At 63.3% G+C, this 26716-nt stretch carries 25 protein-coding genes; 13 read left to right on the forward strand and 12 right to left on the reverse strand.

From position 1 onward, the window contains the following. Positions 1 to 104: 104 nt before the first annotated feature. The 3 genes from IFU00_05305 to IFU00_05315 form a co-directional block, all read right to left on the reverse strand. The gene (locus tag IFU00_05305; GenBank protein MBD8541702.1) at positions 105 to 2936 is read right to left on the reverse strand and encodes a PAS domain S-box protein; all 2832 of its coding nucleotides are present in this window, start codon (positions 2934 to 2936) and stop codon (positions 105 to 107) included. An 89-nt stretch (positions 2937 to 3025) separates the two neighbouring features. Continuing rightward, entirely contained in the window at positions 3026 to 4000 is a 975-nt protein-coding gene (locus IFU00_05310) for an IS1595 family transposase (protein MBD8541703.1), read from the reverse strand. A 90-nt stretch (positions 4001 to 4090) separates the two neighbouring features. Next, positions 4091 to 5149, reverse strand: coding sequence for a transporter (locus tag IFU00_05315; GenBank protein ID MBD8541704.1), 1059 nt, complete (start codon positions 5147 to 5149; stop codon positions 4091 to 4093). 231 nt (positions 5150 to 5380) lie between these two features. Between IFU00_05315 and IFU00_05320 the strand changes: the two genes are divergently transcribed. Beyond that, positions 5381 to 5620, forward strand: coding sequence for a hypothetical protein (locus IFU00_05320; GenBank protein ID MBD8541705.1), 240 nt, complete (start codon positions 5381 to 5383; stop codon positions 5618 to 5620). A 30-nt stretch (positions 5621 to 5650) separates the two neighbouring features. Here IFU00_05320 and cadR read toward each other — a convergent pair whose 3' ends face one another. After that, positions 5651 to 6052, reverse strand: a complete 402-nt coding sequence (gene cadR / locus IFU00_05325) for a Cd(II)/Pb(II)-responsive transcriptional regulator (GenBank protein ID MBD8541706.1) — start codon at positions 6050 to 6052, stop codon at positions 5651 to 5653. Between the two features lie 73 nt (positions 6053 to 6125). Between cadR and IFU00_05330 the strand changes: the two genes are divergently transcribed. Then, entirely contained in the window at positions 6126 to 6767 is a 642-nt protein-coding gene (locus IFU00_05330) for a cation transporter (protein MBD8541707.1), read from the forward strand. Here IFU00_05330 and IFU00_05335 read toward each other — a convergent pair. The 3 genes from IFU00_05335 to IFU00_05345 all read right to left on the reverse strand — a co-directional run bounded on the left by IFU00_05335 (position 6764) and on the right by IFU00_05345 (position 9007). After that, on the reverse strand, positions 6764 to 7327 hold the full coding sequence (locus IFU00_05335) for an HAD family hydrolase (GenBank protein ID MBD8541708.1): 564 nt from the start codon (positions 7325 to 7327) through the stop codon (positions 6764 to 6766). The two genes, IFU00_05330 and IFU00_05335, sit on opposite strands and share 4 nt — an antisense overlap. Positions 7328 to 7355: 28 nt before the next feature. Continuing rightward, complete coding sequence (locus IFU00_05340) at positions 7356 to 7949, reverse strand: hypothetical protein (GenBank protein ID MBD8541709.1); 594 nt, start codon at positions 7947 to 7949, stop codon at positions 7356 to 7358. A gap of 233 nt (positions 7950 to 8182) precedes the next feature. Next, complete coding sequence (locus tag IFU00_05345; GenBank protein ID MBD8541710.1) at positions 8183 to 9007, reverse strand: hypothetical protein; 825 nt, start codon at positions 9005 to 9007, stop codon at positions 8183 to 8185. A gap of 334 nt (positions 9008 to 9341) precedes the next feature. Here IFU00_05345 and IFU00_05350 point away from each other — a divergent pair, with 334 nt between their 5' ends. The 6 genes from IFU00_05350 to glf all read left to right on the forward strand — a co-directional run bounded on the left by IFU00_05350 (position 9342) and on the right by glf (position 14527). Next, positions 9342 to 9656: a hypothetical protein gene (locus IFU00_05350; protein MBD8541711.1), complete on the forward strand. Its 315-nt coding sequence runs from the start codon at positions 9342 to 9344 to the stop codon at positions 9654 to 9656. Between the two features lie 191 nt (positions 9657 to 9847). Beyond that, positions 9848 to 10213: a hypothetical protein gene (locus tag IFU00_05355; protein ID MBD8541712.1), complete on the forward strand. Its 366-nt coding sequence runs from the start codon at positions 9848 to 9850 to the stop codon at positions 10211 to 10213. 90 nt (positions 10214 to 10303) lie between these two features. After that, positions 10304 to 11425, forward strand: coding sequence for a hypothetical protein (locus IFU00_05360; GenBank protein MBD8541713.1), 1122 nt, complete (start codon positions 10304 to 10306; stop codon positions 11423 to 11425). Positions 11426 to 11429: 4 nt separating this feature from the next. Continuing rightward, positions 11430 to 11909, forward strand: a complete 480-nt coding sequence (locus IFU00_05365) for a CYTH domain-containing protein (GenBank protein MBD8541714.1) — start codon at positions 11430 to 11432, stop codon at positions 11907 to 11909. Beyond that, complete coding sequence (locus IFU00_05370) at positions 11906 to 13063, forward strand: serine hydrolase (protein MBD8541715.1); 1158 nt, start codon at positions 11906 to 11908, stop codon at positions 13061 to 13063. The genes IFU00_05365 and IFU00_05370 overlap by 4 nt, the downstream gene beginning before the upstream one ends. A 309-nt stretch (positions 13064 to 13372) precedes the next feature. Next, positions 13373 to 14527 carry a UDP-galactopyranose mutase gene (gene glf, locus IFU00_05375; GenBank protein ID MBD8541716.1) on the forward strand — a complete coding sequence of 385 codons (1155 nt, stop codon included), beginning with the start codon at positions 13373 to 13375 and terminating at the stop codon, positions 14525 to 14527. Positions 14528 to 14886: 359 nt separating this feature from the next. On the opposite strand, the gene IFU00_05380 is transcribed toward glf, so the two are convergent. Then, the gene (locus IFU00_05380; GenBank protein ID MBD8541717.1) at positions 14887 to 16140 is read right to left on the reverse strand and encodes a DUF2863 family protein; all 1254 of its coding nucleotides are present in this window, start codon (positions 16138 to 16140) and stop codon (positions 14887 to 14889) included. A gap of 412 nt (positions 16141 to 16552) precedes the next feature. Between IFU00_05380 and IFU00_05385 the strand changes: the two genes are divergently transcribed. Next, a complete protein-coding gene (locus IFU00_05385) occupies positions 16553 to 17236 on the forward strand; it encodes a Fe2+-dependent dioxygenase (GenBank protein ID MBD8541718.1) in 684 nt (227 codons plus the stop codon). Positions 17237 to 17377: 141 nt separating this feature from the next. Here the strand turns inward: IFU00_05385 and acnA are convergent, their stop codons facing one another. The 4 genes from acnA to IFU00_05405 form a co-directional block, all read right to left on the reverse strand. Then, positions 17378 to 20083 (reverse strand): aconitate hydratase AcnA, encoded by a 2706-nt coding sequence (gene acnA / locus IFU00_05390; protein ID MBD8541719.1) that lies wholly within the window; start codon positions 20081 to 20083, stop codon positions 17378 to 17380. A 107-nt stretch (positions 20084 to 20190) separates the two neighbouring features. After that, entirely contained in the window at positions 20191 to 20742 is a 552-nt protein-coding gene (locus IFU00_05395) for a hypothetical protein (protein MBD8541720.1), read from the reverse strand. Between the two features lie 8 nt (positions 20743 to 20750). Next, positions 20751 to 21740 (reverse strand): CoA ester lyase, encoded by a 990-nt coding sequence (locus IFU00_05400; protein ID MBD8541721.1) that lies wholly within the window; start codon positions 21738 to 21740, stop codon positions 20751 to 20753. A 93-nt stretch (positions 21741 to 21833) separates the two neighbouring features. Next, complete coding sequence (locus IFU00_05405) at positions 21834 to 22823, reverse strand: malate dehydrogenase (protein ID MBD8541722.1); 990 nt, start codon at positions 22821 to 22823, stop codon at positions 21834 to 21836. A gap of 314 nt (positions 22824 to 23137) precedes the next feature. On the opposite strand from IFU00_05405, the gene IFU00_05410 reads away from it, so the two are divergent. From IFU00_05410 to IFU00_05425, 4 genes are all read left to right on the forward strand, one after another. Further along, on the forward strand, positions 23138 to 23902 hold the full coding sequence (locus IFU00_05410) for a GntR family transcriptional regulator (protein MBD8541723.1): 765 nt from the start codon (positions 23138 to 23140) through the stop codon (positions 23900 to 23902). A gap of 228 nt (positions 23903 to 24130) precedes the next feature. Then, positions 24131 to 24556 carry a succinate dehydrogenase, cytochrome b556 subunit gene (sdhC, locus tag IFU00_05415; protein ID MBD8541724.1) on the forward strand — a complete coding sequence of 142 codons (426 nt, stop codon included), beginning with the start codon at positions 24131 to 24133 and terminating at the stop codon, positions 24554 to 24556. A 2-nt stretch (positions 24557 to 24558) separates the two neighbouring features. Beyond that, a complete protein-coding gene (gene sdhD, locus IFU00_05420) occupies positions 24559 to 24927 on the forward strand; it encodes a succinate dehydrogenase, hydrophobic membrane anchor protein (GenBank protein ID MBD8541725.1) in 369 nt (122 codons plus the stop codon). A gap of 2 nt (positions 24928 to 24929) precedes the next feature. Next, on the forward strand, positions 24930 to 26708 hold the full coding sequence (locus IFU00_05425; GenBank protein ID MBD8541726.1) for a succinate dehydrogenase flavoprotein subunit: 1779 nt from the start codon (positions 24930 to 24932) through the stop codon (positions 26706 to 26708). Positions 26709 to 26716: the final 8 nt, after the last annotated feature.

Genomic DNA, 26716 nt, shown 5'->3' on the forward strand with positions numbered 1-26716 from the left:
GGTCGGTGGCGAAACTCACTGGATGCTGTCCCTTCCATGGTGGCGTGCGTCTTGACGTCCGGCCATCTTACGCCGGGGCACGGACACATGCCGTACGATTGTGGTCAAGCCGGCATGGCTCCCGGGTCCGGCGCGAGTGTGTCGAGCAGCGCCAGCAAATAGGGAATGTCGACCGGCTTGACCAGGTGGCGCGAAAACCCGGCGGCCTGCGAGGCGGCCACGTCCTGCGGCTGTCCATAGCCGCTGAGCGCCACCATGACCGCGCCCGCCAGACGCGGCGCGGCGCGCAGCCGGCGCGCAAGCTGGTAGCCGTCCATGTCGGGCAGGCCGATATCGAGCAGGCAGACATCGAACGCCTCGGATTCGGCCCGCAGCAGCGCGCCATGGGGCGACTCCTCGACCTGCACTGTGTGGCCCACGGCCGCGAGCACCATGCCCAGCGACTCGGCGGCGTCGCGGTTGTCGTCGACGATCAGGATGCGCAGCGCCGTGTGCGAAGCCAGTGCGCTGTCATCGTGCGTGGCGGCCACGGGACCGGCCCCGCCCGGGCCCACCGGCAAGGTAACGGCAAAGCAGCTGCCGCGGCCAGGACCGTCGCTGTGCGCCTCGACCCTGCCGCCGTGCAGCGTCACCATGCTGCGCACCAGGGCCAGCCCCAGGCCCAGGCCGCCCTGTGCCCGGTCCGGCGTGCGCCGGGCTTGCGTGAACAGATCGAAGATGTCGGGCAGCAGGCTGGCGTCGATGCCGATGCCGTTGTCCCTGACCGAGAGGGTCACGCAGTCGGTAGCGGCGTCGGCCTGGGCAAACACGGTGATCTCGCCGCCATCTGGCGTGTACTTGGCCGCGTTGCCCAGCAGGTTGGTCATCACCTGCACCAGCCGCTTGCGGTCGCCCGTGACGGTGACATTGGCCTCACCCAGGCGTGTGGCGAGCGTGTGGCCCTTTTTTTCGATGAGCGGGCGCGCCTGCTCGATGGCGCTGTGGATGACAGTCTTGAGATCGACCGGCAGGCGCTCGAGTTCGACCAGGCCGCGCGTGACGCGTGAGACGTCGAGCAGATCGTCCACCAGCTCGACCATGTGCCGCACCTGGCGGCCGATCACGTCGGCCGCATGCGCGGTGCGCTTCGGATCGAGGCTTGAGAGCTTGAGCATCTGGGCAGCGGTGCTGATCGGGGCCAGCGGATTGCGCAGCTCATGCGCGAGCATCGCCAGGAATTCATCCTTGCGCGCACTGGCGGCCTTGAGCTCTTCGGCGGCCAGCCGGTGGTCGTGCATGTCGGTGACCGTGCCCATCCAGCGGATGATGGCCCCGGCCTCGTCGCGCACCGGCAGCGCGCGGTTGAGCACCCAGCGGTAGTCGCCGCTGTGGTGGCGCAGCCGGTGCTCGATCTCGAACAGCGCGCCGCTGGCCAGGCTGGCCATCCACTGCGTCCGCAGCGCCGACAAGTCATCGGGATGGATGGCGCGGGTCCAGCCGCTGCCGGCCAGCGCCTGGCCCGACATTCCCGTGAATTCGCACCAGCGCCGGTTGGCGTAATCGTTGGTGCCATCGGGCAGGCCCGACCACACCATCTGCGGCATCGCTTCGGTCATCGTGCGGAACTTGTTTTCGCTCTCGCGCAGCGCGCGCTGCACCTGCACCTGCGCCGTCATGTCCATCGACGCGGCCACGGCGCCGGTGATATTGCCGGCATCGTCACGGATCGGTGCGGCCCGGGTGAGCAGGGTATGCCGCTCATGCGGCCGGCCGAATGGTTCGATCTCGACGAGGTCGGCGTCGACCTGCTCGCCGCGCAGCGCGCGCACCAGCGACCAGTCGCGGGCCTGGACTTGCTGGCCATGGCGCGGCGAACCGTCGGCCCACCAGCCGCGCCAGTCGCCATAGCCTTCGGGACTGGTGGTCATGGGATGCTCGCCCCACAGCACGTGCATCATCGGATTGGCCGACGAGAGCGCACCGTGGGCGTCGGCGTAGACGATGCCCACGGGTGCCGAACTGAGCAGGGCATCGAGACGCCGCCGGTCGGCCTCGGCCTGGGCGAGGGCGGCGCGCGCGGCCGCTTCGCTCGCCTGCAGGGCGCGCTCGGCATTCTTCTGGTTGCTGATGTCGGTAAATAGCAGCGCCACACGGCGCCGGGTCGGGTGCGCGATGCGGCTGGCGTAGACGGTGAACCAGCGCTCCATTGCTTCGGAGCCTTGCTCAAAGCGGCGTGGCACGCCGCTGCGGGCAATATCGTCATAGATGTCGATCCAGCTCTGTTCGATGCCGGGTACCAGCGCGCGCGCCGTCTGGCCGACACTGTCGACCAGACCGGTGTGGCGCGCAAAGGCGGGGTTGGCTTCGACGAACAGATAATCGACTGCCTTGCCGTTGGCATCGTCGATCATCTCGATCATGCCGAAGCCTTCGTCCATCGTGTCGAACAGCGCGTGGTGGGTTTGCTCGAGGCGCTGGCGCAGCAGGTGGTTGTGCGTGACGTCGTTGACGATGGCGAGCACGCCGCGCACGCCGCCTTCGTCCTCGATCGGGCTGTAGCCATAGGTCCACCAGATATCTTCACGCCGGCCATGGCGCGTGAGCGGGATCAGCCGGTCGTCATGCCAGGCTGCGGGGCCACCAGCCATGATGCGCTCGATCTCAGGGCCGATCAGGTCCCAGGCTTCTGCCCAGCAGATCCGGCCAGGCTGAGCCAGCGCGGATGGATGGCGTTCGGGGCCGAGGGTCTGGCGGTAGCTGTCGTTGTAGAACTGGATCAGCTCGTCGCCCCACCAGATGAACATCGGGTGATTGCTCGACAACATGACGCGGACCATGGTCTTGAGCGCCATGGGCCAGGTGTCGGGCGGCCCCAGCGGGGTCGTCTGCCAGTCGTGAGCGCGCATCAGGGTGCCCATCTCGCCGCCGCCGGCCAGGAAGCTGAAAGGTGAATTCAAGGGGTTCGATGGTGGCATGTACGAACAGACAAGATACGGGCTGGCTGCGCAATCCGCAATGCCAATGGCGCGCGGCAATCATGGCGCAGTCAACGTAATCTGTTGATGACGCCGATAGCAATGCTTAGCAATTGTTCTGCGGAACTAATTCGCCCGCCGTCCAATGCCCAGCGCCAACCCAGATAATTGGGCAAATAGCGTGACGCAACACCATGAAAGCCCGATAGCCAGTCCTTGAAGCGCTGGTGATAGGCATTCACGTTCTGGACGTGGATGGCGCGGCTGCCCGAATGCCTGACCCTGACGCCGGCGCGCAGGTTGACCGCCTCGTGTGCAATCTGGTGCTTGCGTGCAAAGGCGCGATAGGCAGCATGGCTGTCGCTGACCAGCAGCGCTTGCGGATCGAGCCTGGGGAGCAAATCGCGCTCGAGTTGGGCGGCGGTCAGTGCACCGCGGCCGGTGACGGCATCGATTGTGCGGCCATTGCGATCGCGCGCTACCAGGATGCAATCGAGCTGCGTTGAAATGCCACGCTGGGTGGCGTGGCTGCCGCGCCGGCGTGGCGGGCGATCGAGCGTGCGCGATCCTTTTTGTGATTCGAGCAGGAACGTCTCGTCAGCCTCAACGATGCCATTCAGGGATGCGGGCCGGTCGAACTTGACCCAGTCGAGGAAGCGGTGGCGCCACCGGAAGGCGGTATTGCGGTGCACGCCAACCCGGTCTGCACCCTTGCGCACCGACAGTGAGTCGAGCAGCACCTGGGAATACGCGAGCCACTTGGCCTTGAGCCTGAGCCGTGCCAGCGGTGTGCCGCTCAGGTCGTTGAATGTGCGCCCGCAAGCGCAGCAGCGAAAGCGCTGCAGATCGTTGGCGAAGCCATGCCGGTGGCAGCGCCCGTTGCCACAGCTGGGACAGCAGCGGCCAGGCGCTCTGGCCTGGGCGATCAGCGCCACCACCTGGGCGAGGCCGGCCGCAGGATGCAAGGCGTCGAGCACTCGCCGGCGCTGTGGCTGGTTCAGCGATGGCAGCCTGGCGAACCAGCGTTTGAAACGTGGCGCTTTCATGATCGACTCCTGGCGTTGGGAACAGGAGTTCGACCACCGGGCTGCTCATCAGTTCAAAGCTCCCCTCTATTTAACGTTGACTGCGCCCAATCATGTGGTGCGTTGAAGGCGCAGCAGCAACCACGCCGCCACCGTTGTGAAGGTCGCAATCAGACCGCACACGATCCAGAAGCCATGGCCGTTTTCAGCCAGCGGCACGCCGCCCACGTTCATGCCGAGCAGACCCGCGATCAGGTTGATCGGCAGCGCCATCACCGTCACGATCGTGAGCAGGTACAGGCTGCGCGCATTGTCTTCGTTGACGCGCGCGGCGATTTCTTCCTGCAGCAGCTTGATGCGTTCCTGCAGTGCAGCCAGGTCGCTCAGCACCACGGTGAATTCTTCGGTGGCCTGGCGCAGGTCTTGCCGGTCGTCGCCATCGACCCAGACCGGCGGGCGCTGCAGCAGCCGGAACAGCGCGGCCGGTTCCGGCGCCAGCAGGCGCTGCAGCCGTACCAGCACGCGCCGCAAGGTGCCCAGGTCTTCGCGCTGGCGTGTCAGGCGTCCGGCCAGCAGGCGGTCTTCGATGGTGTCGACGCGCGTCACTGCATCGCGCACGATGTTCACCAGCACGTCGGCCTGGTCGCGCAGCAGGTGCACCAGCAACTCGCTCGACGAGCGCAGCGGCGCGCCCTGCAAGACATCCTGGCGCAGGCGCTCGATCGAGGCCAGCGGCTTGCGGCGCGCGCTGATGACGGCATGCGGCGTGACGTGGGCCCACAGGGTCGAGATCTCGGCGCTGTCGAGCGAAAAGCCGTGCAGCACATCATTGACGACGGCGATCAGCGCGTTATCGGCGATCTCGATGCGCGTCGAGCGCGAGCCCTGGTGCAGCGTGGCGAAGAACTCGTCGGCCAGGCCGGCATGCTGGCGCAGCCACCGTTCGCTGGCCGTGTTCGACAGGTTGAAGTGCAGCCAGATGAACTGGCCAGGCTGCGGCGCGGCCATCCAGCGCAGGGCGTCGGCTGCGCCGATGGGGATGGCGGTGGGCGCGGCGGCAGGCACGGCGGCAGGCACGGCGGTTGCGCCCGGGTCGATCAGGAATCCCCACACCAGGCCCGAGTTGTCGGAGCCGTAATTGAAGCCAGATACCGCGTCAGATACCGCCATCTGCTGTCCAGGTTGAATCAACAATGGGCAATTGTAGAGCCATCGGCGTGCGCCATGTGCAACATCCGACGCCATGCGGGCCCGGTGCTGCGATGTCATCAAGCTGAAATACAGGGTCGCTAAGATCGGCGCTGTGTCTCTCTCTCGCGTGATCCCGAAGGATTTTGCGTTGTTCCGTCGGCGTAGGTGTCGACGGAGTTTTTTGTGCTGGTGCCCAACGAAAGAAATCAGATGCAAGCTTCAAAGATTGATCGCCGCTATGCGGGCCTGCCGTACATGCAGTCGAACCCCTACGCGGACGCCACCCACATCGTGCGCCAGGGCATGCAGATCCAGGCCAGCCTGGGCACACTCAGTGCCGTCGAATTTCTCAAGCAGCACGGCGTGCATGGCGCCGTGATCCACCGCGTGCTGATGGGCGAGCACGTGCGCATGGACGACCAGCTCGTGATCGAGGATCCACGCATGTAATTGATGGACGGTGGCGACTGCCGCGCGCTCTCACGCGGGGTCGGTCAGCTCGCGCAGGATTGCGCACTGGCCAGCGGTCTGCACCGAGTCGCAACGTGCGCGCACGGTCGACAGGGCGGTGCGCAGCTGCTGCAGCTCGGTGATCTGGCGATCGATTTCGGATAGCTGATGGTCGACCAGCGCGTTGACGCCGCTGCATGAGCGCTCCGGCTGGTCCTGGTAGCCCAGCAGCGTGGCGATTTCTGCCAGAGACATGCCCAGCGCCCGGCAGCGCCGGATGAAATGCAGCCGCTCGGCGTGGCTCGCATCGTAGACCCGGTAGTTCGCCTGCGAACGCACCGGTGGCGGCAACAGCCCCTTCAGTTCATAGAACCGCACCGTTTCAGACTGACACCCCGTCAGTTTCGCCAGTTCACCAATTCGCATCTTCATCCACCTTGACGTTTGCATTGACCTTGTAGTTACTACAGGGATTCTAATGCATCCATTGTCTTTGGAGGTGCGTATGTCGTCATGCTGTTCAGGATCGTGCAGTTCTGCTGCCCCGCCGCCCGACGGGCGCTACCGCAAGGTGCTGTGGGCGGCCCTTGTCATCAACTTCATCATGTTTGGCGTCGAGATCGTCAGCAGCCTGGCGGCCGGTTCGGTGTCGCTGCTGGCGGACTCCGTCGACTTTCTGGGCGATGCCGCCAACTACGGTGTTTCGCTGTTCGTGCTGGGGCTGGCGGTCGTGTGGCGCTCGCGCGCGGCGTATGCCAAGGGCCTCGTGATGGGCGCGTTTGGCCTCCTGGTGCTGGGCCGGGCATTGTGGCTCGGCACGGGTGGACAGGTGCCGCACGCCCAGACCATGGGCGTGGTCAGCGTGCTGGCGTTCGCGGCCAATGGCGCGGTGGCGGCATTGCTGTACGCGTTTCGGAACGGTGACGCGAACATGCGCTCGGTCTGGCTGTGCACGCGCAACGACATGATCGGCAACGTGGCTGTCATGCTCGCGGCCCTCGGTGTGTTCGGCACCGGGGCCGGCTGGCCCGACATCGCGGTGGCGTCGATCATGGCGCTGCTGGGGCTGCATGCGGCGCGCGACATCATCCTGCAGGCGCGGGGCGAGTTGCGCCAGGGCGCAGGCGCTGGTGTGCCCGCCCGCTAGCACGGGTCGCCATGCCCGGCGATCAGCATAGCCGCGTGGTACAGGTCGGGTGCGATGCGCGTGGGCAGCCGGCGCGGACCCAGGCGCCATTCGGTTTCGTTGCCGTTGTCGATCAACAGCGTGCGGCAACCGGCGCGGTTGCCGGCTTCGACATCGTGCAGGATGTCGCCGATCATCCACGATGCGCGCAGGTCGATGTCATGCTCGTGCGCGGCGCGCAGCAGCATGCCCGGCGACGGTTTGCGACAGGTGCAGGCATGGGCATAGTTGCTGACGGTGCCCAGCGGATGGTGCGGGCAATAATAAAAACCGTCGAGCGTGAGCTGCTCGCGAAACAGCAGGTCGCGCAAGCGGTCGGACATCGGCGTCATTGCGTCTTCGCCAAAGCAGCCGTGCGCAATGCCGGACTGGTTGGCAACGACGAACAGCCGGTAGTCCAGGCCGGCCAGCAGCCGCAGCGCGGGCCCGGCGCCGTTGACCAGGCGGATGCGGCGCGGCTCTGCAGCAAAGGGCATGTCGTCGACCAGCGTGCCGTCATTGTCGAGGAAGATGGCTTTCATGCGGGCGCCTTTCACGGTGCGGTGATGGTCATTGGAACGCCGGCTTGTGTAGCGTGGCCAAGTCAGCAAGGTGTGCGAGAGCGGCGTCAACCGTCACCAGCGCCAGGCGAGGAGAGCGTTGCAGCCGGGCCAGGCATGCCGCCAGCGCTTCGGCGTCATGTGGCGGGAGGATGGCGCCGGTAAGACCGTTGCATACCGCGCCGCGCCCGTTGCTGCCGGCGCTGCCGGCGCTCCCGGCATTTGCCGCGCGCCACGGCGTGCTGACCAGCACATTGGCCGCCGCATGGCAGTCGCGCAGGACGTTCATTGGCGCGGCAGTCAGAAAGCGCACATGCGGTTTCATGGCCAGTGCGCGCACCAATTCGCGTAGTCGGGCATGTTCGGCATCTGCTGCGGCATCGACATCGGCCACAGCGCCCGCGGCGACGAGCAGCATTACATCGACACCATGTCGCTGACGCAGCCTGGCAACGCCCAGGATCACGGTATCGATGCCGACGCAAGGTGTGAGGCGAGGCGCATCCAGCGTGAGGGCGAGCACAACAAAGCATGTCGGACCGATGGCCAACTGGCGCCGCGCGAGGTCGCGGCCCGTGTCGTTGTCAAAGGGATGCAGCGTCATGCGCGCGCCAACGAGTGGCGCGGCGGCAGGCAGGAAGCGTCGTGCATCGCTGACATGGCAGGTCTCCGCTGGTGATGCGCCACCGCGCAAGGGCGGCGATGGCGAGCGGTTCGACTGCTGTTTGAATGGTCCGGTTCCAGCGGGGCCGGGCGCATTGGAGCTGCGTCAAGCGCAATGCAAAACGGGGCACCGAAGGCGCCCCGTTGGGTTTTTATTGACCTGAACTTACGCGATTACTGTCGCGAAAAGCCCGTGTCGTCATCCATCTTGCGATCGCCTGCAAGCTTGTTGGCGCCGCCCGGGCTGCGCGGATAGCCGCCTGCTGCGTCGTTCGATTCATGTACCGGATTCGGTTCAGCGTTCATGCTGCCGCCGGTCTGGTAACCCTCGCCCTCGGTGCGCGGGCCGCTGTTGCCGCCACTGCGCGGCAGGCCACCGGCCAGATCGTTGGACTGGTGGAACTCATCAGCTGGCACCTCGCGGCGGGTCTCGCCCGTTTGCGAGCCTTGGCGGTCGGTGCTTTCCTGGATCTTGCTCGAGCTGGCGTCCTGGGTATCGGCGCGGTTTTCACCGTTGGCATTGTCCACGCTCTGGCGGTTGCCATAGATGTCGCCATGCTGCACACCGGGCACGCCGGCTTCGGTACCGCGGGCATGACGATCTTCGGTGCCAGTGCCGGGGACGATGCCGGTGTCCACGCCCGTGCCAATGGTGGTACCGCCGGCATGCGCTGGCTGGACCGACGCCGGTGCGTTCGGGTTATCGGTATTGCGCGTCTCTCCCTGGCGGTTGCCCACTGGCTCGTTCAACTGACCCCACTCAGCGGAATGCGCTTCCATCGCGCGCTGGTGGCTGTCGATCGTGCCCTGTTGCGCGCCGGTGGTGGCCAACTGGCCTTGCGATGCGCTCGGCAGGTCAGGTTGCGCCATGCCGGTGCCCGATGGGGTGCGCTGTTCGCTGGCACCGTCGCGCGTGTTGCCCTTGGCGTCCTGATTCCACTTTTCGTTGGCGCCATTGTTGGTCTGGTTATTCACTTCGCTACGCTGGTTCGCATCCATGGTCGTCTCCTGTGCATTGGTGAACTGGCAGGTCGGTGCCTGCCACATGCGTCTATCATGCGCGCATCGGGAGATGCACAGAATAGGAAGACGTAGGGGGTGCGTGTAGGACTGCTGCTGACCGTGAAATTTATTACCGAAACTTTAATTTCGTAACTGCACTAATTCTCACGTGTTGTCCTACAAAGTCATCTGGACTACTCCTATAGCGGTCGTCGGATTGCATGCCTATCATGGGATTTGGGCTCATCGTCGCCATTCTGGTGTCGGCAGGCCTCAGCCTGCCGCAGGACGCGGCGGTTTCCAACAGTGTACGTATGGGAGCAACCTCATCATGGCCTCAAACAATCAAGGGAACAAGCAATCGGGCGCGGCCGGCAATAGTCAGAGCGCCGGTGGCACGCGCAACCGTGGCTTCGCATCGATGGATCCGGCACGCCAGCGCGAAATCGCCAGCCAGGGTGGCAAGGCCGCCCATGCCAAGGGGACGGCGCATGAATTCACGTCCGAAGAAGCCCGCCGCGCAGGCAGCCTGAGCCATGGCAACCGCCAGTCGGCCAGCGCCAGCGACATGGTGCGCACGTCATCCACGGCCGGCAACCGCCAGAGCGTCGGGAGCGGCAGCCGCAGCGGCGGCGCCAAGGAATAATCTGCAGGTTGCCGCCGGCGCGCCGGCGCAGTCATCGACGGGGAGCCACATGCTCCCCGTTTTGCTGTCCGGTGGCGCAAACTGCCCAAAAGGCCGGGGGGATGCGGTAGAATCGCAGCGCCTTTTTCAACCTTCCCCCAAGGATCAACGTCGTGAAACCAGCGGTCATTCGTCAAGTCAAGAGCCTGTCCATGTCCTGCGACCGGGTTGGTAACCTGTTGCTGACCAAGTTCTCCACCATCGGTGCGAGCGATGTCGCCGTCCACATTCCGGCCAACGTCGTGTTCTGGCTGCTCAAGCACCTGCCGGTCAACCAGGATCCGCAACTCAAGGCGCCGCCGGCCGGCCCCGCGATCGGTGAGGCCGACTGGCAAAACCCGACCACGCCGCGCGTCCAGTACGTCAATTGCAAAGAGCTGCCAGGCATGATCCGCATGACCTTCGCCCTCGAGACCAAGCCGGACCTGACCGTCGTGCTCGATCGCGGCAATGTCGAGCTGATGCGTCAGATCATGGCGATGTACACGAAGGACCTGATCGACCTCGACGCGCAGTAAACAACCATCTGTCCGGGGGTCTTGCCGGGCTGGTGCCCGGCGCTCCGTCACCCAGCGCCGCCTTCCACGGCGGGCCATGAAAGGATCACCATGTCCATCAAGATCAGCACGATGTTCGACGCCGGATCGATCGATGTCGTCAACGCCGAGCATCCGTCCCGGATCGACCTGAACCTGCGCGCCGACTCGCACGCCGACATCCACCAGTGGTTTCATTTTCGCCTGCAGGGCGCGCGCGACCAGGCGGTGACGATGCGCTTTTTGAATGCCGGCCAGGCCACGTACCCAAAGGGGTTCGAGGATTACCAGGCGGTGGCCAGCTATGACCTCGACAACTGGTTCCGCGTGCCGACCACGTTCGATGGCCAGGTGATGACGATCGAGCACACGCCGGAAACGGACAGCATCTACTACGCCTACTTCGAGCCATACAGCTGGGAGCGCCATCTGCGCCTGCTGGGCGAAGTGGCCGAGAACCCGATCGCGCGCGTGGTCGACCTCGGCAGCACGGTCGAAGGGCGCGACATGAACCTGGTCGTGATCGGCAATCCGCAGGCCGAGAAAAAGATCTGGGTCATCGCGCGCCAGCACCCGGGAGAATCGATGGCCGAATGGTTCGTCGAAGGCATGATGGATGCGCTGCTCGACAGCGCCAACCCCGTCTCGCGCACGCTGCTGCAGCGCGCCGTGTTCTACATCGTGCCGAACATGAATCCGGACGGTTCGGTGCGCGGCAACCTGCGCACGAATGCCGCCGGCGCCAACCTGAATCGCGAGTGGATGAACCCGTCGCTCGAGCGCAGCCCCGAAGTATTGTGCGTGAAGCAGAAGATCGAAGAAGTCGGCATCGACATGTTCTTCGACATCCATGGCGACGAAGCGCTGCCGTACAACTTCGTGGCTGGCTGCGAAATGCTGGCCGACTTCACGGCCGAACGGGCAATGGAGCAAACCGCCTTCATCGACCGCTACATCGCCTGCAGCCCGGACTTCCAGAAAGAATTCGGTTACGCCGCCAGCAAGTACAACGACGAACTGCTCACGCTGGCGTCGAAGTATGTTGGCCACCACTACAAATGCCTGTCCCTGACGCTGGAAATGCCGTTCAAGGACAATGCCAACCTGCCCGACGCGCACACTGGCTGGAACGGCGCGCGCAGCGCGGGCCTGGGCGCCGCCATGCTGCAGCCAATCCTGCAAGCGCTGGGCTGACGCGATGGGTATCGAGATCGAACGCAAGTTCCTGCTGGCAGGCGACGGCTGGCGCACGCTGGGCACGGCCACGCTGCTGCGCCAGGGCTATCTGTGCGCCGATCCGACGCGCACGGTGCGCGTGCGCATCGAGGGCGAGCAGGGCGTCCTGACCATCAAGAGCAAGAGCGAGGGCGCCTCGCGCGGCGAGTGGGAATATCCGATCCCGCTGATTGAAGCCGCCGAACTGCTCGAGCGCCTGTGCGAGCGGCCCCTGGTCGAAAAGACCCGGCGCCGCATCGAACATGCTGGTTTTACCTGGGAAGTCGATGAATTCCTGGGCGAGAACGCGGGCCTGGTTGTGGCCGAAATCGAACTGCCGTCAGAGGACGCCGTGTTCGACAAGCCCGACTGGATCGGTCAGGAAGTCACTGGCGAAAAACGCTATTACAACTCGAGCCTGATCAAGGCGCCATATTCCACCTGGACCGATACCCCGACATGACCCATCGCGCGCGCCGCAGCGTTCTCGCACTCTCCATTGTCACCGCATTGAGCCTGGCGCTGCCGGCCACGCCGACGCTTGCAGCCGACGCCGCTTATTTCCCGCCCGCCGGGGAGTGGGCGCGCAAGGACCCCGCCGCGCTGGGCATGGATCCGGTGGCGCTGGCAGCTGCCATCGCGTTCGCACAATCGCGCGAGACCGAGCGGCCGCTCGACCTGTCCGACCAGGAAGCCATTTTCGGCACGCGCCTGGGTTCGATGCCGACCCGGCGCGCTGCGACCAATGGCGTGGTGATCTACAAGGGTTACGTCGTGGCCGAGTTCGGTGACACGCGCTTTGTCGATCCGACCTATTCGGTGGCCAAGAGCATGCTGGCCACGGTGGCGGGCGTGGCAGTGCGGGAAGGGCGCTTGCAGGTCGACGAGCCGGTGGCGCAGCGCGTCGCCGACGGCGGCTACGCGACGCCGCACAATGCGGCCGTGACGTGGAAACAGCATCTGCAGCAAGAGTCCGAATGGGACGGCGAGCTGTGGGGCAAGCACAGCAACTTCATCGGCAAGGCTGCCTTTGGCAAGGGTGAAAAGAAGCCGCGCGCCATCAAGACGCCCGGCACGTTCTACGAATACAACGACACGCGCGTGAACCGTCTGGCGCTGTCGCTGCTGCGCGTGTTTGGCCAGTCGGTGCCGGACGTGTTCCAGCAGCAGGTCATGGACCCGATCGGCGCCTCGTCGACTTGGAAATGGGTCCCGTACCACAACAGCTACGTCGAACTGAACGGCAAGCAGGTGGCCTCGGTCAGCGGTGGCACGCGCTGGGGTGGCGGCATGTGGATCGACAGCTGGGACATGGCGCGCTTCGGCTACTTGTGGCTGCGCCAGGGCAACTGGGCCGGCAAGCAGATCCTGCCGCCTGCCTACGTCACGGCGGCGCTCACGCCGAGCGCAAACGGTCCGGACTATGGTTACCTGTGGTGGCTCAATACCAAGGGCAAGAATCTGCCGGGCATGCCGGCCACGACGTTTGCTGCGCTGGGTGCGGGCAGCAACGATATCGTCGTCTCGCCCGAGCACGACCTGGTCATCGTCTGGCGCTGGCATGCAGGCAATGCCGCCGAATTCGCCACGCGCGTGGTGGGGGCGATCCGAAAATAGAGGTTTGCCCGGCTGCCGATCAGCATCAAAGCAGCATGAATTTAGTCGTGAATCCGTAGTAACCCAGCAGTAACCCGGCAGTCATGCGAAGGTCTTTCAACCGCGTGGCTGCATCCCTATTTTCGTACAAACACCGTTGTCCAATTGTGCGGGGCAAAAGGGGGTTTGAGTGATATTCTTTTGCCACTAAATACAATCGCGATGCGGCGACGCGTGTCCCGACTGTGATGTGAAGGTGATGATGTCATCTTCCCGTCCAGTCAAGCTCAAGCCTCCCCCCGGCATTGCCAATATCACCAGGACACAGGAATGAAAAAGAACATCGCCATCGTTGGCGCAGGCTTCTCCGGGGCAGTGATCGCCAACCAGCTGGCACAGGCCGGCTACACCGTCGACGTTTTCGAGTCGCGCCCGCACGTGGCCGGCAATTGCTATTCCGAGCGTGATGCCGAGACCGGCGTCATGGTCCACGTTTATGGCCCGCACATTTTCCACACCGACAATGAGCGCGCGTGGGAATTCGTCAACCGCTTCGCTGAATTCAAGCCATACGTCAATCGCGTCAAGGCCATCACCGACGGCAAAGTCTTCACCTTGCCGATCAACCTCTTGACTATCAACCAGTTCTTCAACAAGACCATGGGCCCGGCCGAAGCGCAGGAATTCCTCGCGAACCTGGGCGACAAGACCATCGAGAACCCGACCACCTTCGAAGAGCAGGCACTGCGCTTCGTGGGCCGCGACCTGTACGAAGCGTTCTTCAAGACGTACACGATCAAGCAGTGGGGCCTGGAGCCGAGTGAGCTGCCGGCGAGCATCCTCAAGCGCCTGCCAGTGCGTTTCAACTACGACGACAACTACTTCAACCACAAATACCAGGGCATGCCAGCCGAAGGCTACACGCAACTGGTGCAGAACATCATCGATACGCCAGGCGTGACGGTGCACCTGAACACCACGTTCGATCCGGCCACCAAGGGCGAGTACGAGCACGTGTTCTACAGCGGCCCGATCGATGCGTGGTTCAAGCACACCGAAGGCCGCCTGCCTTACCGCACGCTGGACTTCGAAGTCTTCCGCGCCGACGGCGACTTCCAGGGCAACGCTGTCATCAATTACTGCGACAACGAGAAGAAATACACCCGCATCACCGAGCACAAACACTTCTCGCCGTGGGAAAAGCACGAAAAGACGATCTGCTACGCCGAATACAGCCGCCAGTGCGAAGAAAAGGATATTCCGTACTATCCGATCCGCCAGAACCGCGAAAAAGCCATGCTCGAGCTCTACGTGAACAAGGCGCAAAACGAGCCAAACGTCACGTTCGTCGGCCGCCTCGGCACCTACCGCTACCTAGACATGGACGTCACGATCGCCGAAGCACTGGCCACGTCCGACAAGTTCCTGGAAAGCGCCCGCACCAACGCACGCATGCCAGCATTCACCATCGACCCGATGGCGTAATGCACTAACGCAGTCGTAAAAAAAGGCCGGCCACGATCAACGTGGCCGGCCTTTTTACATTAATGCGTAGCGCCCGTGAATATCCCACCGCCGTAAAAAAGCGGGGGTCATAAAAAAAGCGGGGGTCAGGTCTGACATTCGGACACGATCTCAACCAAAAAGCGAGGGTCAGGTCTGACATTCGGACACGATCTCGACAGTCGGGTAGTTGGAAGCAGGCATGCTAATGCTGAGCATGGCACCATTGGCGGTGGATAAGCCTGAGGTCGTGTCCGAATGTCAGACCTGACCCCGGCTGTGGAGGTGGCTAGGGCTGAGGTCGTGTCCGAATGTCAGACCTGACCCCCGGCTGTGGAAGTTCAGTGGAAGTGCTCGCTGCCTGTCGGCGTGTCGTCCGGCATTTCGGCATGCACCAGTTCGCCGGTGGGGTCGGCGAAGAGTGGGGAGCCGCAATCGTCGCAGTACTCGGCGGCGTAGCGTTCGTTGATGCGCTTGATGTGGGCGATGCCGGCTTCGTTCAGGTGCGCGACGATTTCGTTCAGCGGGCTGAGCGCATCGTGCGTGATGGCCAGCGGGCCTTCCACTGGCGTGCCGGACTCGTCTTCCTGGCCGTACAGCGGCCAGACGATGCCATACACGACATCGGCGCTCTGGCGCATCGTGAATGCCACGCGGTATTCGTCGATCTGGATGTCCGGTGCTTCTTCGCCAAAGCCGGCCACGACGGCGCGCAGGTCGGACGGTTCCACGCCCAGCGTGTTCGTCAGGTAGTGCACGGCGGCGCGGATCGAAATCGGGCGGATCAGCTTATCGGCTTCGCGGCAGGCCACGTAATACGCTTCCGGCAGCAGCAGCTCGATCCCGCAGCCGGGCATCAGGCGCGCGACGTTGGCGGTGGCTTGCGTGCGCCACTGTTCCAGGCTGCGCTCGCGCTCTTGCACGACGTGCAGCTGGTGCTGCGGCTCTTGCCAGCGGAACAGTGGATCGCCTGCCGGCGCGACGATGGCGATCAGCATGTAGCGCGTGTCGGCCAGGAACGGGGCGGTTTCCTCTAACTGCGGCGCAGGCTTGATGGTGCCGCCCTTGTGCGCGGCGGCGGCCAGCTTGTGCGTCAGCGCATAGGTTTCGGCGTGGGTGCGCGGCAGCTGGTCGATCGAGTACAGGGTCGGGGCGACGGCCATCTTCGTGCCGCCTGCGAGCAGGTGGGCCGAGAAGTGCGCGCCGAGCGTGGCCAGCAAATCGGCCGGGATCGCGCCGGTGGCGATCGAAAACCGGGTCCAGGCCAGGATCGGCGCAGCGATCAGGAGCGCCTGCCAGGTGACGTCGACGCCATCCTTCTGCTCGACCATCATGGCCGATTCGCTGACCGCTTCCACGGTGTCCATCAGGACGTCGTACGAGGCCAGATCGTCCCTGAACAGGGCGTTCAGGGCGCTGTCGATGCTGTCCTGGTGATTGGTCTTGAGCAGTTTTTGCAGTTGCGTGTCGAGCTGGCGTTCCCACGCCCGTTCTTCGGCACGGCTGGCAGCTTGCATGAGGGCTTGCGAGAGGCTGACGAGGCGCTGGCTTTCTGCGGAAAGTTTGGGTGTTGAATCTTTGGAAGGACGACGCATGGGGCGAGTGAGTCTCTTGTCAGTTAGTGAATCGAATGTCAGTGGAGCGACAGAGCGCGGCTGGCGTTGCGGAGATGAGCGTCCACAGTCCCGAGCCGGATAATGATGATAATCCCTTATCCCCGGTATTGTAGTTGATTCGGCCACAGCCCATGAAGAATGGGACCGGTGCGCTCGTTACAAACGGATTGCCGGAAGACGCTTGCCAAGTCTGCACCCAGCGGCCATAATGAGAACAATTCTCATTCAAACATCAATGAGAAGACGGAAGGAATGTTGGACCCTGCCGGCGACCGGGAAAGCGCTGGCAGATGCTCTTCACGGAGTACCACCCCCGCCGGGAGACCGGATTCGCCCCTCCTGGCTCTGCCAGGGGGGATTTTTTTGTTAACCGTACCCACCACAATTCATCATGATGCTGCATATCCCCGGCGTGCTGACGCCAGAACAGGTCTCGGCGATCCGTGCCCGTCTCGACCAGGCGCCGGAGTGGATCGACGGGCGTGAAAGCGTTGGCGCCCAGGGCGCGCAGGTCAAGCGCAATCGCCAGCTGGGCGAGGGCACGCCGCTGGCACTCGAGCTTGGGCAGGTCGTCAGCGGCGCGCTGATGGCCAACCCGCTGTTCTTCGCGGCCGTGCTGCCGCTGCGGGTGCTGGCGCCGTACTTCAATGCGTACGCCGGCGGCGAGCACTACGGACTGCACGTGGACGGCGCGATCCGGGCCCAGCGCGGTGGATTGCCGGCGGTGCGGGCCGATGTGTCGACGACCGTGTTCCTGAGCGAGCCCGACGAATACGACGGCGGCGAGCTGGAAGTGGTGGACCTGTATGGCACGCACGAGGTCAAGCTGGCGGCGGGTGATGCGATCGTGTATCCGTCCGGCAGCGTGCACCAAGTACGGCCCGTGACGCGTGGCGAGCGGGTGGCATCGTTCCTGTGGACGCAGAGCATGGTCAGGGATGACGGCAAGCGGGCGATGCTGTTTGACCTGGACACGCATATCCAGGCGCTGCGGGGAGAGCATGGGGATTCAGCCACTACCGTTGGGCTGACGGCGCATTATCACAATCTGCTCAGGATGTGGGCGGAGGTGTGATCCTTGAACGCGTGGGCGGCAGAGCCGTCCACCCTACGCCGATGCTACCTCCGATGACAATGTAAAAAGGGCTGGAACCCGCGAGGATTCCAGCCCTTTGTCGTTGGACGCAGCCCGCTTGCGCGGGCCTGACCAAACTGCTTATGCCAGCAGCTGGCGCAGCACGAACGGCAGAATACCGCCATGCTTGTAATAGTCGACTTCGATCGGCGTATCGATACGCAGCAGCACGCGCACTTCCTGCGACTCGCCGTTTTCACGGTGGATCACGAGCGTGGCCAGCTGTTGCGGCTTGATCTCGCCTTCCAGGCCTTTCAGGTCGTACGTCTCTTTGCCGGTGATGCCCAGGCTGTCGACGCTGTCGTTGCCGATGAATTGCAGTGGCAGCACGCCCATGCCGACCAGGTTCGAGCGGTGGATGCGTTCGAACGAGCGCACGATCACGGCCTTCACGCCCAGCAGCTGGGTGCCCTTGGCGGCCCAGTCACGCGACGAGCCCGTGCCGTATTCTTCGCCGCCGAAGATCATGGTCGGGGTGCCGTCGGCCACGTACTTCATGGCTGCGTCATAGATCGACATCTGTTCGCCGGTTGGCTGGAACTGCGTGATGCCGCCTTCGATGGCCGAGCCGTCCGGGCCGACCGGGATCATGCGGTTCTTGATCCGCACATTCGCGAAGGTGCCGCGCATCATGATTTCGTGGTTACCGCGACGCGAGCCGTACGAGTTGAAGTCGGCTTTCAGGACATTGTGTTCCTTGAGCCACTTGCCCGCTGGGCCGTCTTCCTTGATCGAACCGGCCGGGGAGATGTGGTCGGTGGTGATCGAGTCGCCGAACACGCCCAGTGCGCGTGCGCCGGTGATGCCGGTAGCGACCGCTTTCGGGGTCATCTCGAAGTCAGCGAAGAACGGTGGCTCGGCGATGTAGGTCGACTCAGGCCAGTTGTAGACTTGACCTTCGGTCGTCGTGACGCGTTCCCACAGCTCGCCCGGGTTGCCCTTGACGTCGGCGTAGTTCGACTTGAACACTTCCGAATTCATCGCAAAGCGCATCAGCTCACCGATCTCCTGCGAGGTCGGCCAGATGTCGCCCAGGTACACGTCCACGCCATTGCTGTCCTGGCCAACTGGCTCGGTCATCAGGTCGCGCGTCATGTTGCCGGCGATCGCGTAAGCGACGACCAGTGGTGGCGAGGCCAGGAAGTTCGAACGGATGTTCGGGTGGATCCGCGCTTCGAAGTTACGGTTGCCCGACAGGATGGCCGAGGCGACGATGTCGTTCTGCGTGATCGCGGCGTTCAGTTCCGGGGTCAGGTCACCGGCATTGCCGATGCAGGTCGTGCAGCCATAGGCAGTCACGCCGAAGCCCAGCTTTTCCAGGTACGGCAGCAGGCCGGCAGCGGTCAGGTAATTGGTGACCACGCGCGAGCCAGGGGCCAGCGACGACTTGATGTGCGGCGCCACGGTCAGGCCGCGCTCGACGGCTTTCTTGGCCAGGAGGCCCGCGGCCAGCAGCACGCTCGGGTTCGACGTGTTGGTGCACGACGTGATGGCGGCGATCAGGATGTCGCCGTTCTTCACGTTCACGCCGTTGGTCGTGGTGTACTGCTTGTTCAGGTCGTCCGGGTTCTTGTTGAAGCCGTTCTGCGTCGTTGGCTTGCTGAACAGTTCGGTGAAGTTGTTCTTCACGTTGCCCAGTTCGATACGGTCTTGCGGACGCTTCGGGCCTGCCAGCGATGGCGTGACGGTCGACAGATCCAGCTCGACGACGCGCGTGAAGTCGATCTCGCCTTCTTGCGGGATGCCGAACATGCCCTGGGCGCGATAGTAGCCTTCGAACGCAGCCAGTTCTTCTTCGGTACGGCCGGTGCCGCGGAAGTAATCGACCGTGGCTTCGTCGACAGGGAAGAAGCCCATCGTCGCGCCGTATTCAGGCGCCATATTGCCGATGGTCGCGCGGTCGGTAGTCGACAGCGAGCGGGTGCCGGCGCCGAAGAATTCGACGAACTTGCCGACGACTTTTTCTTTGCGCAGCAGTTCGGTGACGGTCAGCACCAGGTCGGTCGCGGTGCAGCCTTCGCGCAGCTTGCCTTTCAGGTTGACACCGATGACGTCCGGGGTCAGGAAGTACACTGGCTGGCCCAGCATGCCGGCTTCGGCTTCGATGCCGCCCACGCCCCAGCCGACGACGCCAACGCCGTTGATCATGGTGGTGTGCGAGTCGGTGCCGACCAGCGTGTCAGGGTAGTACACGTCGCCTTGCTTCATGACGCCGCGCGCCAGGTATTCCAAGTTGACCTGGTGGACGATGCCGAAGCCCGGTGGCACGACGCCGAAGGTGTCGAAGGCTTGCATGCCCCACTTCATGAACTGGTAGCGCTCGTTGTTGCGCGAGAATTCCAGCTTCATGTTCAGGTCGAGTGCATTTGGCTCGCGGAAGTGGTCGATCGTGACCGAGTGGTCGACGACCAGGTCGACCGGCACCAGTGGCTCGATCTTCTTCGGATCGGCGCCCATCTTGGCGGCGACGTTGCGCATCGCGGCCAGGTCGGCCAGCAGCGGCACGCCGGTGAAGTCTTGCAGCACGACGCGGGCCACGACGAACGGGATCTCGTCGGTACGCTCGGCGGTGGCTTTCCAGCCGGCGACCTGCTTGACGTGCTCTTCGGTGACCTTCTTGCCGTCGCAGTTACGCAGCACGGATTCCAGGACGATACGAATCGACACCGGCAGGCGCGACAGGTTCACACCCAGGGATTCAGCCAGCGCTGGCAGCGAGTGAAACTGGCCGCTCTGGCCTGCGCCGATCGGGAATTCCTTCAGTGTATTCAGGGTGTTGCGAGACATAATCTCTCCTTCAGTGGAATATTGTTATCAACAACGTTGTTATTTCAACAGTATCAAATAACATCAGGCGACAGGACGGTCTGGATCCGGGAAACCCAGGCCGCGGCTCAAGTCTTGCTCGCCTCCGGCGCCGCGGTCGCCACGATCGCGGACTGGGTGGCGTTCTTGCATTCATTGGCCAGCTGGCGGTTGAGCTTCGAGTCGAGCAGGATGCCCTTGGACGGAATGCCGATCCAGATCAGGCCATAGTGCGGATTTTCGAAGCGCAAAGCGCCGGTGGTGGTGCCGATGCGGGCCAGGCGGTGCAGCCGGTTCTTCCAGCGCAGCGCGATGTGGGCGGCATCGTTGTCGTTCGTGTAGATCGTGATCTTGTTGCCCAGCTCGCAGGCGTAATCGGTGGTCTTGTTGTCGGTGATGTCCGGCTCATCGACTTCTAGCGGGTTGGCAGCGACCACGGCAGCCGCAACAGCGGCAGTGGCGGCAGCGGCTTTCGCTTTCTTGCCAGGCTTCTTCGCCGGCTTTTTCGCCGCATCAGCGGCGAGCACGGCGGAGGCTTTCGGGTGCGCTACCGGAGTGGCGGCGTTGGCCGGCGCACAGGCGACGGCAGCGGCAAGCGCAATTGCGCAGGCAGCGATGACTGGGGAGAGGAGAGTGGCCATGGTCGGAATTATCGGGAGTCGGAGAGGTTGACGATGGCTGCAGCTGCCTCGGGCAGTGCGAGGCCGGCCAGCTTGGCCCGCTGCAACACCGACCAATAGTATCGGTAGCTCGCACGGTCATGCAAGCGCCCGTGTTGCGCAATCGGTCCCCAACCCGCGGCCATGGCTTCGGTCAGGATATTCGTTGCTTCATTGACTTCAGACAAACGCGGCGTGAACGCCTTCAGGATTGGCTTGATCTGATCCGGGTGGATGCTCCACATGCGGGTAAAGCCGAACTCGGCGCCGGCACGCTGGGCGTCGTTCGCCACCGTCGCGCTGTCCTTGATGTCGGTCGTAACATTATGCGACGCCACCTTGCCATGGGCATGGCAGGCTGCCACCATCTCGAGCTTCGCGCGCACCACCAGCGGATGCGTGAACTGGCCCGGCGTGCGCATCGCGCTGGCCGGAATCGCACCGTAGTGGGCCGAGACAAAATCCATGATGCCGAACGACAGGCACTCGACCTGCGGCAGCGCCGCGATCGCGTAGGCGTCGCGCAGCGCGCCATGGGTTTCGATCAGCACATGGACGGGCAGGGCGGCGCGGCCGGCAGCGAGCGCATATTTATTGATCAGCTCGATCGCGCCGCGCACTTCGTCGACGCCGTCGACCTTCGGCAGCACGACGTACGCCAGGCGCGCCGCAGCGCCGCCGACGATGAGGGCGACGTCGTTGGCAAAGTGCATGCTGGCCGGCTCGTGCAGGCGCGCGCCGACACGGTTGAAGCGGTTTTCTTCGCTGTTGACCAAGCTCGCCACCAGGACGGCGTGCTCGTGCTCGACGCCAGCCTGGGCGCCGTCTTCGCAGTCGAAGGTGATGTCAAACAAGGGACCAAGCTCTTGTTGCAGGGTCAGCGATTTGCGCATCAGTTTCTCTGAGCCGGCGTAGTGATCGCAGGCAGGGAGAAGCAGCGGCTGGCGTTTGCCCTGGAATAAAACCTCGGAAGGATGCATAGCTTTCAACGCTTGGTTGCATAAAACACCGCCGTGCCGGTTGAGCGGCACGGCGTGGTTGGCGCATGGCAATCGCCATGCGCCTTGTACTGATCAGCCCAGCAGGTGTGCGACGCCGGCTTTTTCTTCTTCCAGCTCTTTCAGGGTCAGGTTGATGCGCTCTTGCGAGAACGAATCGATGTCCAGACCTTGCACGATCGTGTATTCGCCATTCTCGGTCGTGACCGGGAAGCCGAACATGGTGCCTTCAGGGATGCCGTACGAACCGTCCGACGGGATACCCATCGTGGTCCACTTGCCGTTGGTGCCCAGGACCCAGTCACGGACGTGGTCGATGGCTGCATTGGCGGCCGATGCTGCCGACGACAGGCCGCGCGCTTCGATGATCGCAGCGCCGCGCTTGCCGACGGTTGGCAGGAAGGTGTTGGCGTTCCATTCCTGGTCGTTGATCAGGTCCTTGACCTGCTCGCTGCCAGCGGTGGCGAAGCGGTAGTCGGCGTACATCGTTGGCGAGTGGTTGCCCCACACGACCATTTTTTCGATGTCCTTGACTGCTTTACCGGTCTTGGCGGCCACTTGCGACAGCGCGCGGTTGTGGTCCAGACGCAGCATCGCAGTGAAGTTTTTCGCTGGCAGGTTCGGTGCCGATTTCATGGCGATGTAGGCGTTGGTGTTGGCTGGATTGCCGACCACCAGGACCTTGACGTTGCGCGAAGCGACGGCGTCGAGTGCCTTGCCCTGCACGGTGAAGATCTGGGCATTGGCTTCGAGCAGGTCCTTGCGTTCCATGCCCGGGCCACGTGGACGTGCGCCGACCAGCAGGGCGACGTCGACGTCCTTGAACGCGGTCATTGGATCCGAGTGCGCGGTCATGCCTTCGAGCAGCGGGAATGCGCAGTCGTCGATTTCCATCATGACGCCCTTGAGCGCCTTCTGTGCTTTTTCGTTGTCGATTTCGAGCAGCTGAAGGATGACCGGCTGGTCCTTGCCGAGCATGTCGCCGTTGGCGATGCGGAACAGCAGGGAATAGCCGATCTGGCCGGCAGCGCCGGTCACAGCGACGCGCATTGGGGTTTTAGCCATGATGAATCTCCAAAAGTGGGAATGAAAACGGTTTGCACCGAGGTCGACGCCGAGCATACGCTTGTAGGGCTCAGCTGCAATCAGACTTTAATCAGACTGCAATGATAACAAAAAGCGTCGGCCGGGCTATTCAAAAGTCAATCGCGGGTGTCGCGCGCGTACTCTGGCAAGAGTGCCACCGACTCCCGGTCGGGCATGAGTGTATGCCTGCGTCATCAGGGCTGTCAATTCATATCTTATGTCTTATATAAGACAGATATCTGAATGCCTCAAAAGCTGGACGGTATGTCACTTTTGTGGTGAAATCCCGGTCTATGAATTCCACCTCGTCCAATCCGGCTGCCGACCCTGCCGCCAGCGGCTCGCCGTCCTTCCGGCCGCTGTACCAGCAGATCAAGGCCCTGATCACCAAAAGCCTGCAGGCTGGCGAGTGGAAACCGGGCGAAATGATGCCAAGCGAGGTCGAGCTGGCCGGCCGTTTCAAGGTCAGCCAGGGCACCGTGCGCAAGGCCATCGATGAGCTGGCGGCCGAGAACCTGGTCGTGCGCCGCCAGGGCAAGGGCACGTTTGTGGCCAGCCACGCCGAGGAGCGCGCGCATTTTCGCTTCCTGCGCCTGCGCCCCGACGAGGGCTTGCCGCACCATCCCGAAAACCGCTTCCTCGAAGTCAAGCGCATCCGGGCCCCAGCCGAGGTGGCGCGCCTGCTCGACCTGAAAGCGGGTGACGCCGTCGTCTACATCAAGCGCGTGCAGTCGTTTGAGGGCAAGCCGACCATTCTCGAAGAGCTGTGGTTGCCGGGCCAGTTGTTCAAGGGCCTGAGCGCCGAACGCCTCGTGGAATACAAGGGCCCGATGTACGGCCTGTTCGAAACGGAATTCGGTACCCGCATGATCCGCGCGACGGAAAAGATCCGCGCGGTCGCGGCCGATGCCGCTACGGCAGATTATTTGAAGGTGCCCGAGGGCACGCCGCTGCTGTGCGGCGAGCGTGTTTCGTTCACCTACGGCGACAAGGCAGTCGAGCTGCGCCGCGGGATGTACTTGACGGAACAACATCACTATCAGAACGAGCTGTCCTGATAACTAACTCAGCAGTAAGGAAATACTTTGCAGCGGTAAATTTTGGCTGCAGCGAAACTCGGCAAGAGCGACTAAAATAACTTGGTTTTGGGTGCGCGGCGGACATGACCCGGTCCTTCGCTCGCTGTCCCGCCCACCTGGCTTCGCGAGAACGGACCAGGACAGGGAAATCAGCGAAAATCCAAAGGGTTCATATAAAAATTGTTGTCATAAGGGAGGTGTACCATCATGTCCGAAGCCGTGAGAGAAGCAAAGCAGAAGGGGCGGCCGGAGTTCCGCAATATCGGCATCACCGATATCACCAGCAAGTATCGCATGCCGCCATCGGCCATCGTGTCGATCCTGCACCGTGTCAGTGGCGCCGGCATGTTCCTGGCCTTGCCTTTCCTGTTGTACCTGTTCCAGCAAAGCCTGCTGTCGGAATCGTCGTTTGGCTACTTTGCCAGCATCGTTTCGCACCCGCTCGCCAAACTCGTTCTGTTGGGCCTGTCGTGGGCTTACCTGCACCACTTCACCGCCGGCATTCGTCACCTGATCATGGACAATCACATCGGCCTGGACAAGGACACGTCGCAAAAGACCGCGCGCGTCGTACTGGTGATCAGCCTGCTGCTGACCGCACTGGTCGGCCTGAAACTGTTCGGAGTGTTTTAATTATGGCAACCAAGAATAATATCGGCACGCGCCGCGTCGTCGTCGGCGCACACTACGGCGTCAAGGACTGGCTGGCGCAGCGCGTCACCGCCATCGTCATGGCGGTCTACACGGTCATCCTGCTGGTCGCTTTCCTGACCGGGCAGAATTTCACGTACGAAGGCTGGGCAGGCTTGTTCTCCCGCCAGTGGTTCAAGCTGTTCTCGCTGGTGACCTTCCTCGCGCTGTACTACCACGCCTGGGTCGGCATCCGCGACATCTGGATGGACTATGTTAAATCGGCAGGCCTGCGTCTGTTCCTGATGCTGGCAACGATCTTCTGGCTGCTCGCTTGCGCCGCCTGGACCGTGCAAATTCTCTGGAGTGTGTAATCGTGGCAGCTATCAAAACTGCAATTCCTACCCGTCGTTTTGACGCGGTCATCGTGGGCGCCGGCGGTTCCGGCATGCGCGCTTCCCTGCAACTGGCCGAAGCCGGCCTGAACGTTGCTGTCCTGTCGAAAGTTTTCCCGACCCGCTCGCACACCGTGGCAGCGCAGGGCGGCATCGGCGCTTCGCTCGGCAATATGAGCGAGGACGACTGGTACTGGCACATGTTCGACACCGTCAAGGGTGGCGACTACCTGGGCGACCAGGATGCGATCGAATTCATGTGCCGCGAGGCACCGAAGGTCGTGTACGAGCTGGAACACTTCGGCATGCCGTTCGACCGTAACCCTGACGGCACGATTTACCAGCGTCCGTTCGGCGGCCACACGGCCAATTTCGGCGAAAAGCCGGTCCAGCGCGCCTGCGCCGCGGCCGACCGTACCGGTCACGCGCTGCTGCACACGCTGTATCAGCGTAACGTCCGTGCCCGCACCCACTTCTTCGTCGAATGGATGGCGCTGGACGTGATCCGCGACGCCGAAGGCGACGTGGTCGGCGTGATGGCCCTGGAAATGGAAACCGGCGACGTGATGATCCTGGAAGCGAAGACCACCATCTTCGCTACCGGCGGCGCAGGCCGTATCTTCGCTGCATCGACCAATGCCTTCATCAACACCGGTGACGGCATGGGCATGGCGGCGCGTGCCGGCCTGCCGCTGCAGGACATGGAGTTCTGGCAGTTCCACCCGACCGGTGTGGCGGGCGCTGGCGTCCTGATCACCGAAGGCGTGCGCGGCGAGGGCGGTATCCTGATCAACAGCAACGGCGAACGCTTCATGGAGCGCTACGCGCCAACGCTGAAGGATCTGGCGCCACGCGACTTCGTGTCGCGCTCGATGGACCAAGAGATCAAGGAAGGCCGCGGCTGCGGACCGAACAAGGATCACGTGCTGCTGGACCTGCGTCACATCGGCGCCGACACCATCAAGAAGCGCCTGCCTTCGATCCTTGAAATCGGCCACAAGTTCGCCAACGTCGATGCGACCAAGGAACCGATTCCTGTCGTGCCGACGATTCACTACCAGATGGGCGGCATCCCGACCAATATCCATGGTCAGGTCGTGGCACCGGATGGTACGGGCGGCCAGAAGATCGTCAATGGTCTGTACGCGATCGGCGAGTGCGCCTGCGTCTCGGTCCACGGCGCGAACCGCCTGGGCACGAACTCGCTGCTCGACCTGATCGTGTTCGGCCGCGCGGCCGGCAACCACGTCGTCGCGTCCGACCTGAAGAAGAAAGTCGCCAAGCCGATGCCGGCTGACGCTGCCGACTTCGCGCTGGATCGCCTGAACCGCCTCGAAACGTCGACCGGCACCGAAAAAGTGCAGCACGTCGCCAACGATATCCGCGCCACGATGCAGAAGTACTGCGGCGTGTTCCGCACTGACCAGCTGCTAACGCAGGGCGTCAAGGAAATCATGGTGCTCGACGAGCGTCGCAAGAACGTGTCGTTCAAGGACAAGTCGAAGGTGTTCAACACGGCCCGCGTCGAAGCGCTCGAGCTGGATAACCTGATCGAGACCGCGAAAGCGACCATCGTGTCGGCCCAGGCCCGCAAGGAATCGCGCGGCGCCCACGCCCACAGCGATTACGAAACACGTGACGACGCGAACTGGATGAAGCACACGCTGTTCTTCTCCGAAGGCAACCGCCTCGAGTACAAGGGCGTTGTGCAAAAGCCGCTGACGGTCGAGACCTTCAAGCCGAAAGCACGCACTTTCTAAATATTTTG

Origin of the sequence: Oxalobacteraceae sp. CFBP 8761 (genome assembly GCA_014841595.1) — a bacterium.
GTDB lineage: Bacteria > Pseudomonadota > Gammaproteobacteria > Burkholderiales > Burkholderiaceae_D > Telluria.

Excerpts from the sequence above, each read along its gene's own strand:
- IFU00_05310 (MBD8541703.1), bottom strand. The coding sequence starts at position 4,000 with ATGAAAGCGCCACGTTTCAAACGCTGGTTCGCCAGGCTGCCATCGCTG.
- IFU00_05315 (MBD8541704.1), bottom strand. The coding sequence starts at position 5,149 with ATGGCGGTATCTGACGCGGTATCTGGCTTCAATTACGGCTCCGACAAC.
- IFU00_05320 (MBD8541705.1), top strand. The coding sequence starts at position 5,381 with ATGCAAGCTTCAAAGATTGATCGCCGCTATGCGGGCCTGCCGTACATG.
- cadR (MBD8541706.1), bottom strand. The coding sequence starts at position 6,052 with ATGAAGATGCGAATTGGTGAACTGGCGAAACTGACGGGGTGTCAGTCT.
- IFU00_05330 (MBD8541707.1), top strand. The coding sequence starts at position 6,126 with ATGTCGTCATGCTGTTCAGGATCGTGCAGTTCTGCTGCCCCGCCGCCC.
- IFU00_05335 (MBD8541708.1), bottom strand. The coding sequence starts at position 7,327 with ATGAAAGCCATCTTCCTCGACAATGACGGCACGCTGGTCGACGACATG.
- IFU00_05340 (MBD8541709.1), bottom strand. The coding sequence starts at position 7,949 with ATGACGCTGCATCCCTTTGACAACGACACGGGCCGCGACCTCGCGCGG.
- IFU00_05345 (MBD8541710.1), bottom strand. The coding sequence starts at position 9,007 with ATGGATGCGAACCAGCGTAGCGAAGTGAATAACCAGACCAACAATGGC.
- IFU00_05350 (MBD8541711.1), top strand. The coding sequence starts at position 9,342 with ATGGCCTCAAACAATCAAGGGAACAAGCAATCGGGCGCGGCCGGCAAT.
- IFU00_05355 (MBD8541712.1), top strand. The coding sequence starts at position 9,848 with ATGTCCTGCGACCGGGTTGGTAACCTGTTGCTGACCAAGTTCTCCACC.
- IFU00_05360 (MBD8541713.1), top strand. The coding sequence starts at position 10,304 with ATGTCCATCAAGATCAGCACGATGTTCGACGCCGGATCGATCGATGTC.
- IFU00_05365 (MBD8541714.1), top strand. The coding sequence starts at position 11,430 with ATGGGTATCGAGATCGAACGCAAGTTCCTGCTGGCAGGCGACGGCTGG.
- IFU00_05370 (MBD8541715.1), top strand. The coding sequence starts at position 11,906 with ATGACCCATCGCGCGCGCCGCAGCGTTCTCGCACTCTCCATTGTCACC.
- glf (MBD8541716.1), top strand. The coding sequence starts at position 13,373 with ATGAAAAAGAACATCGCCATCGTTGGCGCAGGCTTCTCCGGGGCAGTG.
- IFU00_05380 (MBD8541717.1), bottom strand. The coding sequence starts at position 16,140 with ATGCGTCGTCCTTCCAAAGATTCAACACCCAAACTTTCCGCAGAAAGC.
- IFU00_05385 (MBD8541718.1), top strand. The coding sequence starts at position 16,553 with ATGATGCTGCATATCCCCGGCGTGCTGACGCCAGAACAGGTCTCGGCG.
- acnA (MBD8541719.1), bottom strand. The coding sequence starts at position 20,083 with ATGTCTCGCAACACCCTGAATACACTGAAGGAATTCCCGATCGGCGCA.
- IFU00_05395 (MBD8541720.1), bottom strand. The coding sequence starts at position 20,742 with ATGGCCACTCTCCTCTCCCCAGTCATCGCTGCCTGCGCAATTGCGCTT.
- IFU00_05400 (MBD8541721.1), bottom strand. The coding sequence starts at position 21,740 with ATGCATCCTTCCGAGGTTTTATTCCAGGGCAAACGCCAGCCGCTGCTT.
- IFU00_05405 (MBD8541722.1), bottom strand. The coding sequence starts at position 22,823 with ATGGCTAAAACCCCAATGCGCGTCGCTGTGACCGGCGCTGCCGGCCAG.
- IFU00_05410 (MBD8541723.1), top strand. The coding sequence starts at position 23,138 with ATGAATTCCACCTCGTCCAATCCGGCTGCCGACCCTGCCGCCAGCGGC.
- sdhC (MBD8541724.1), top strand. The coding sequence starts at position 24,131 with ATGTCCGAAGCCGTGAGAGAAGCAAAGCAGAAGGGGCGGCCGGAGTTC.
- sdhD (MBD8541725.1), top strand. The coding sequence starts at position 24,559 with ATGGCAACCAAGAATAATATCGGCACGCGCCGCGTCGTCGTCGGCGCA.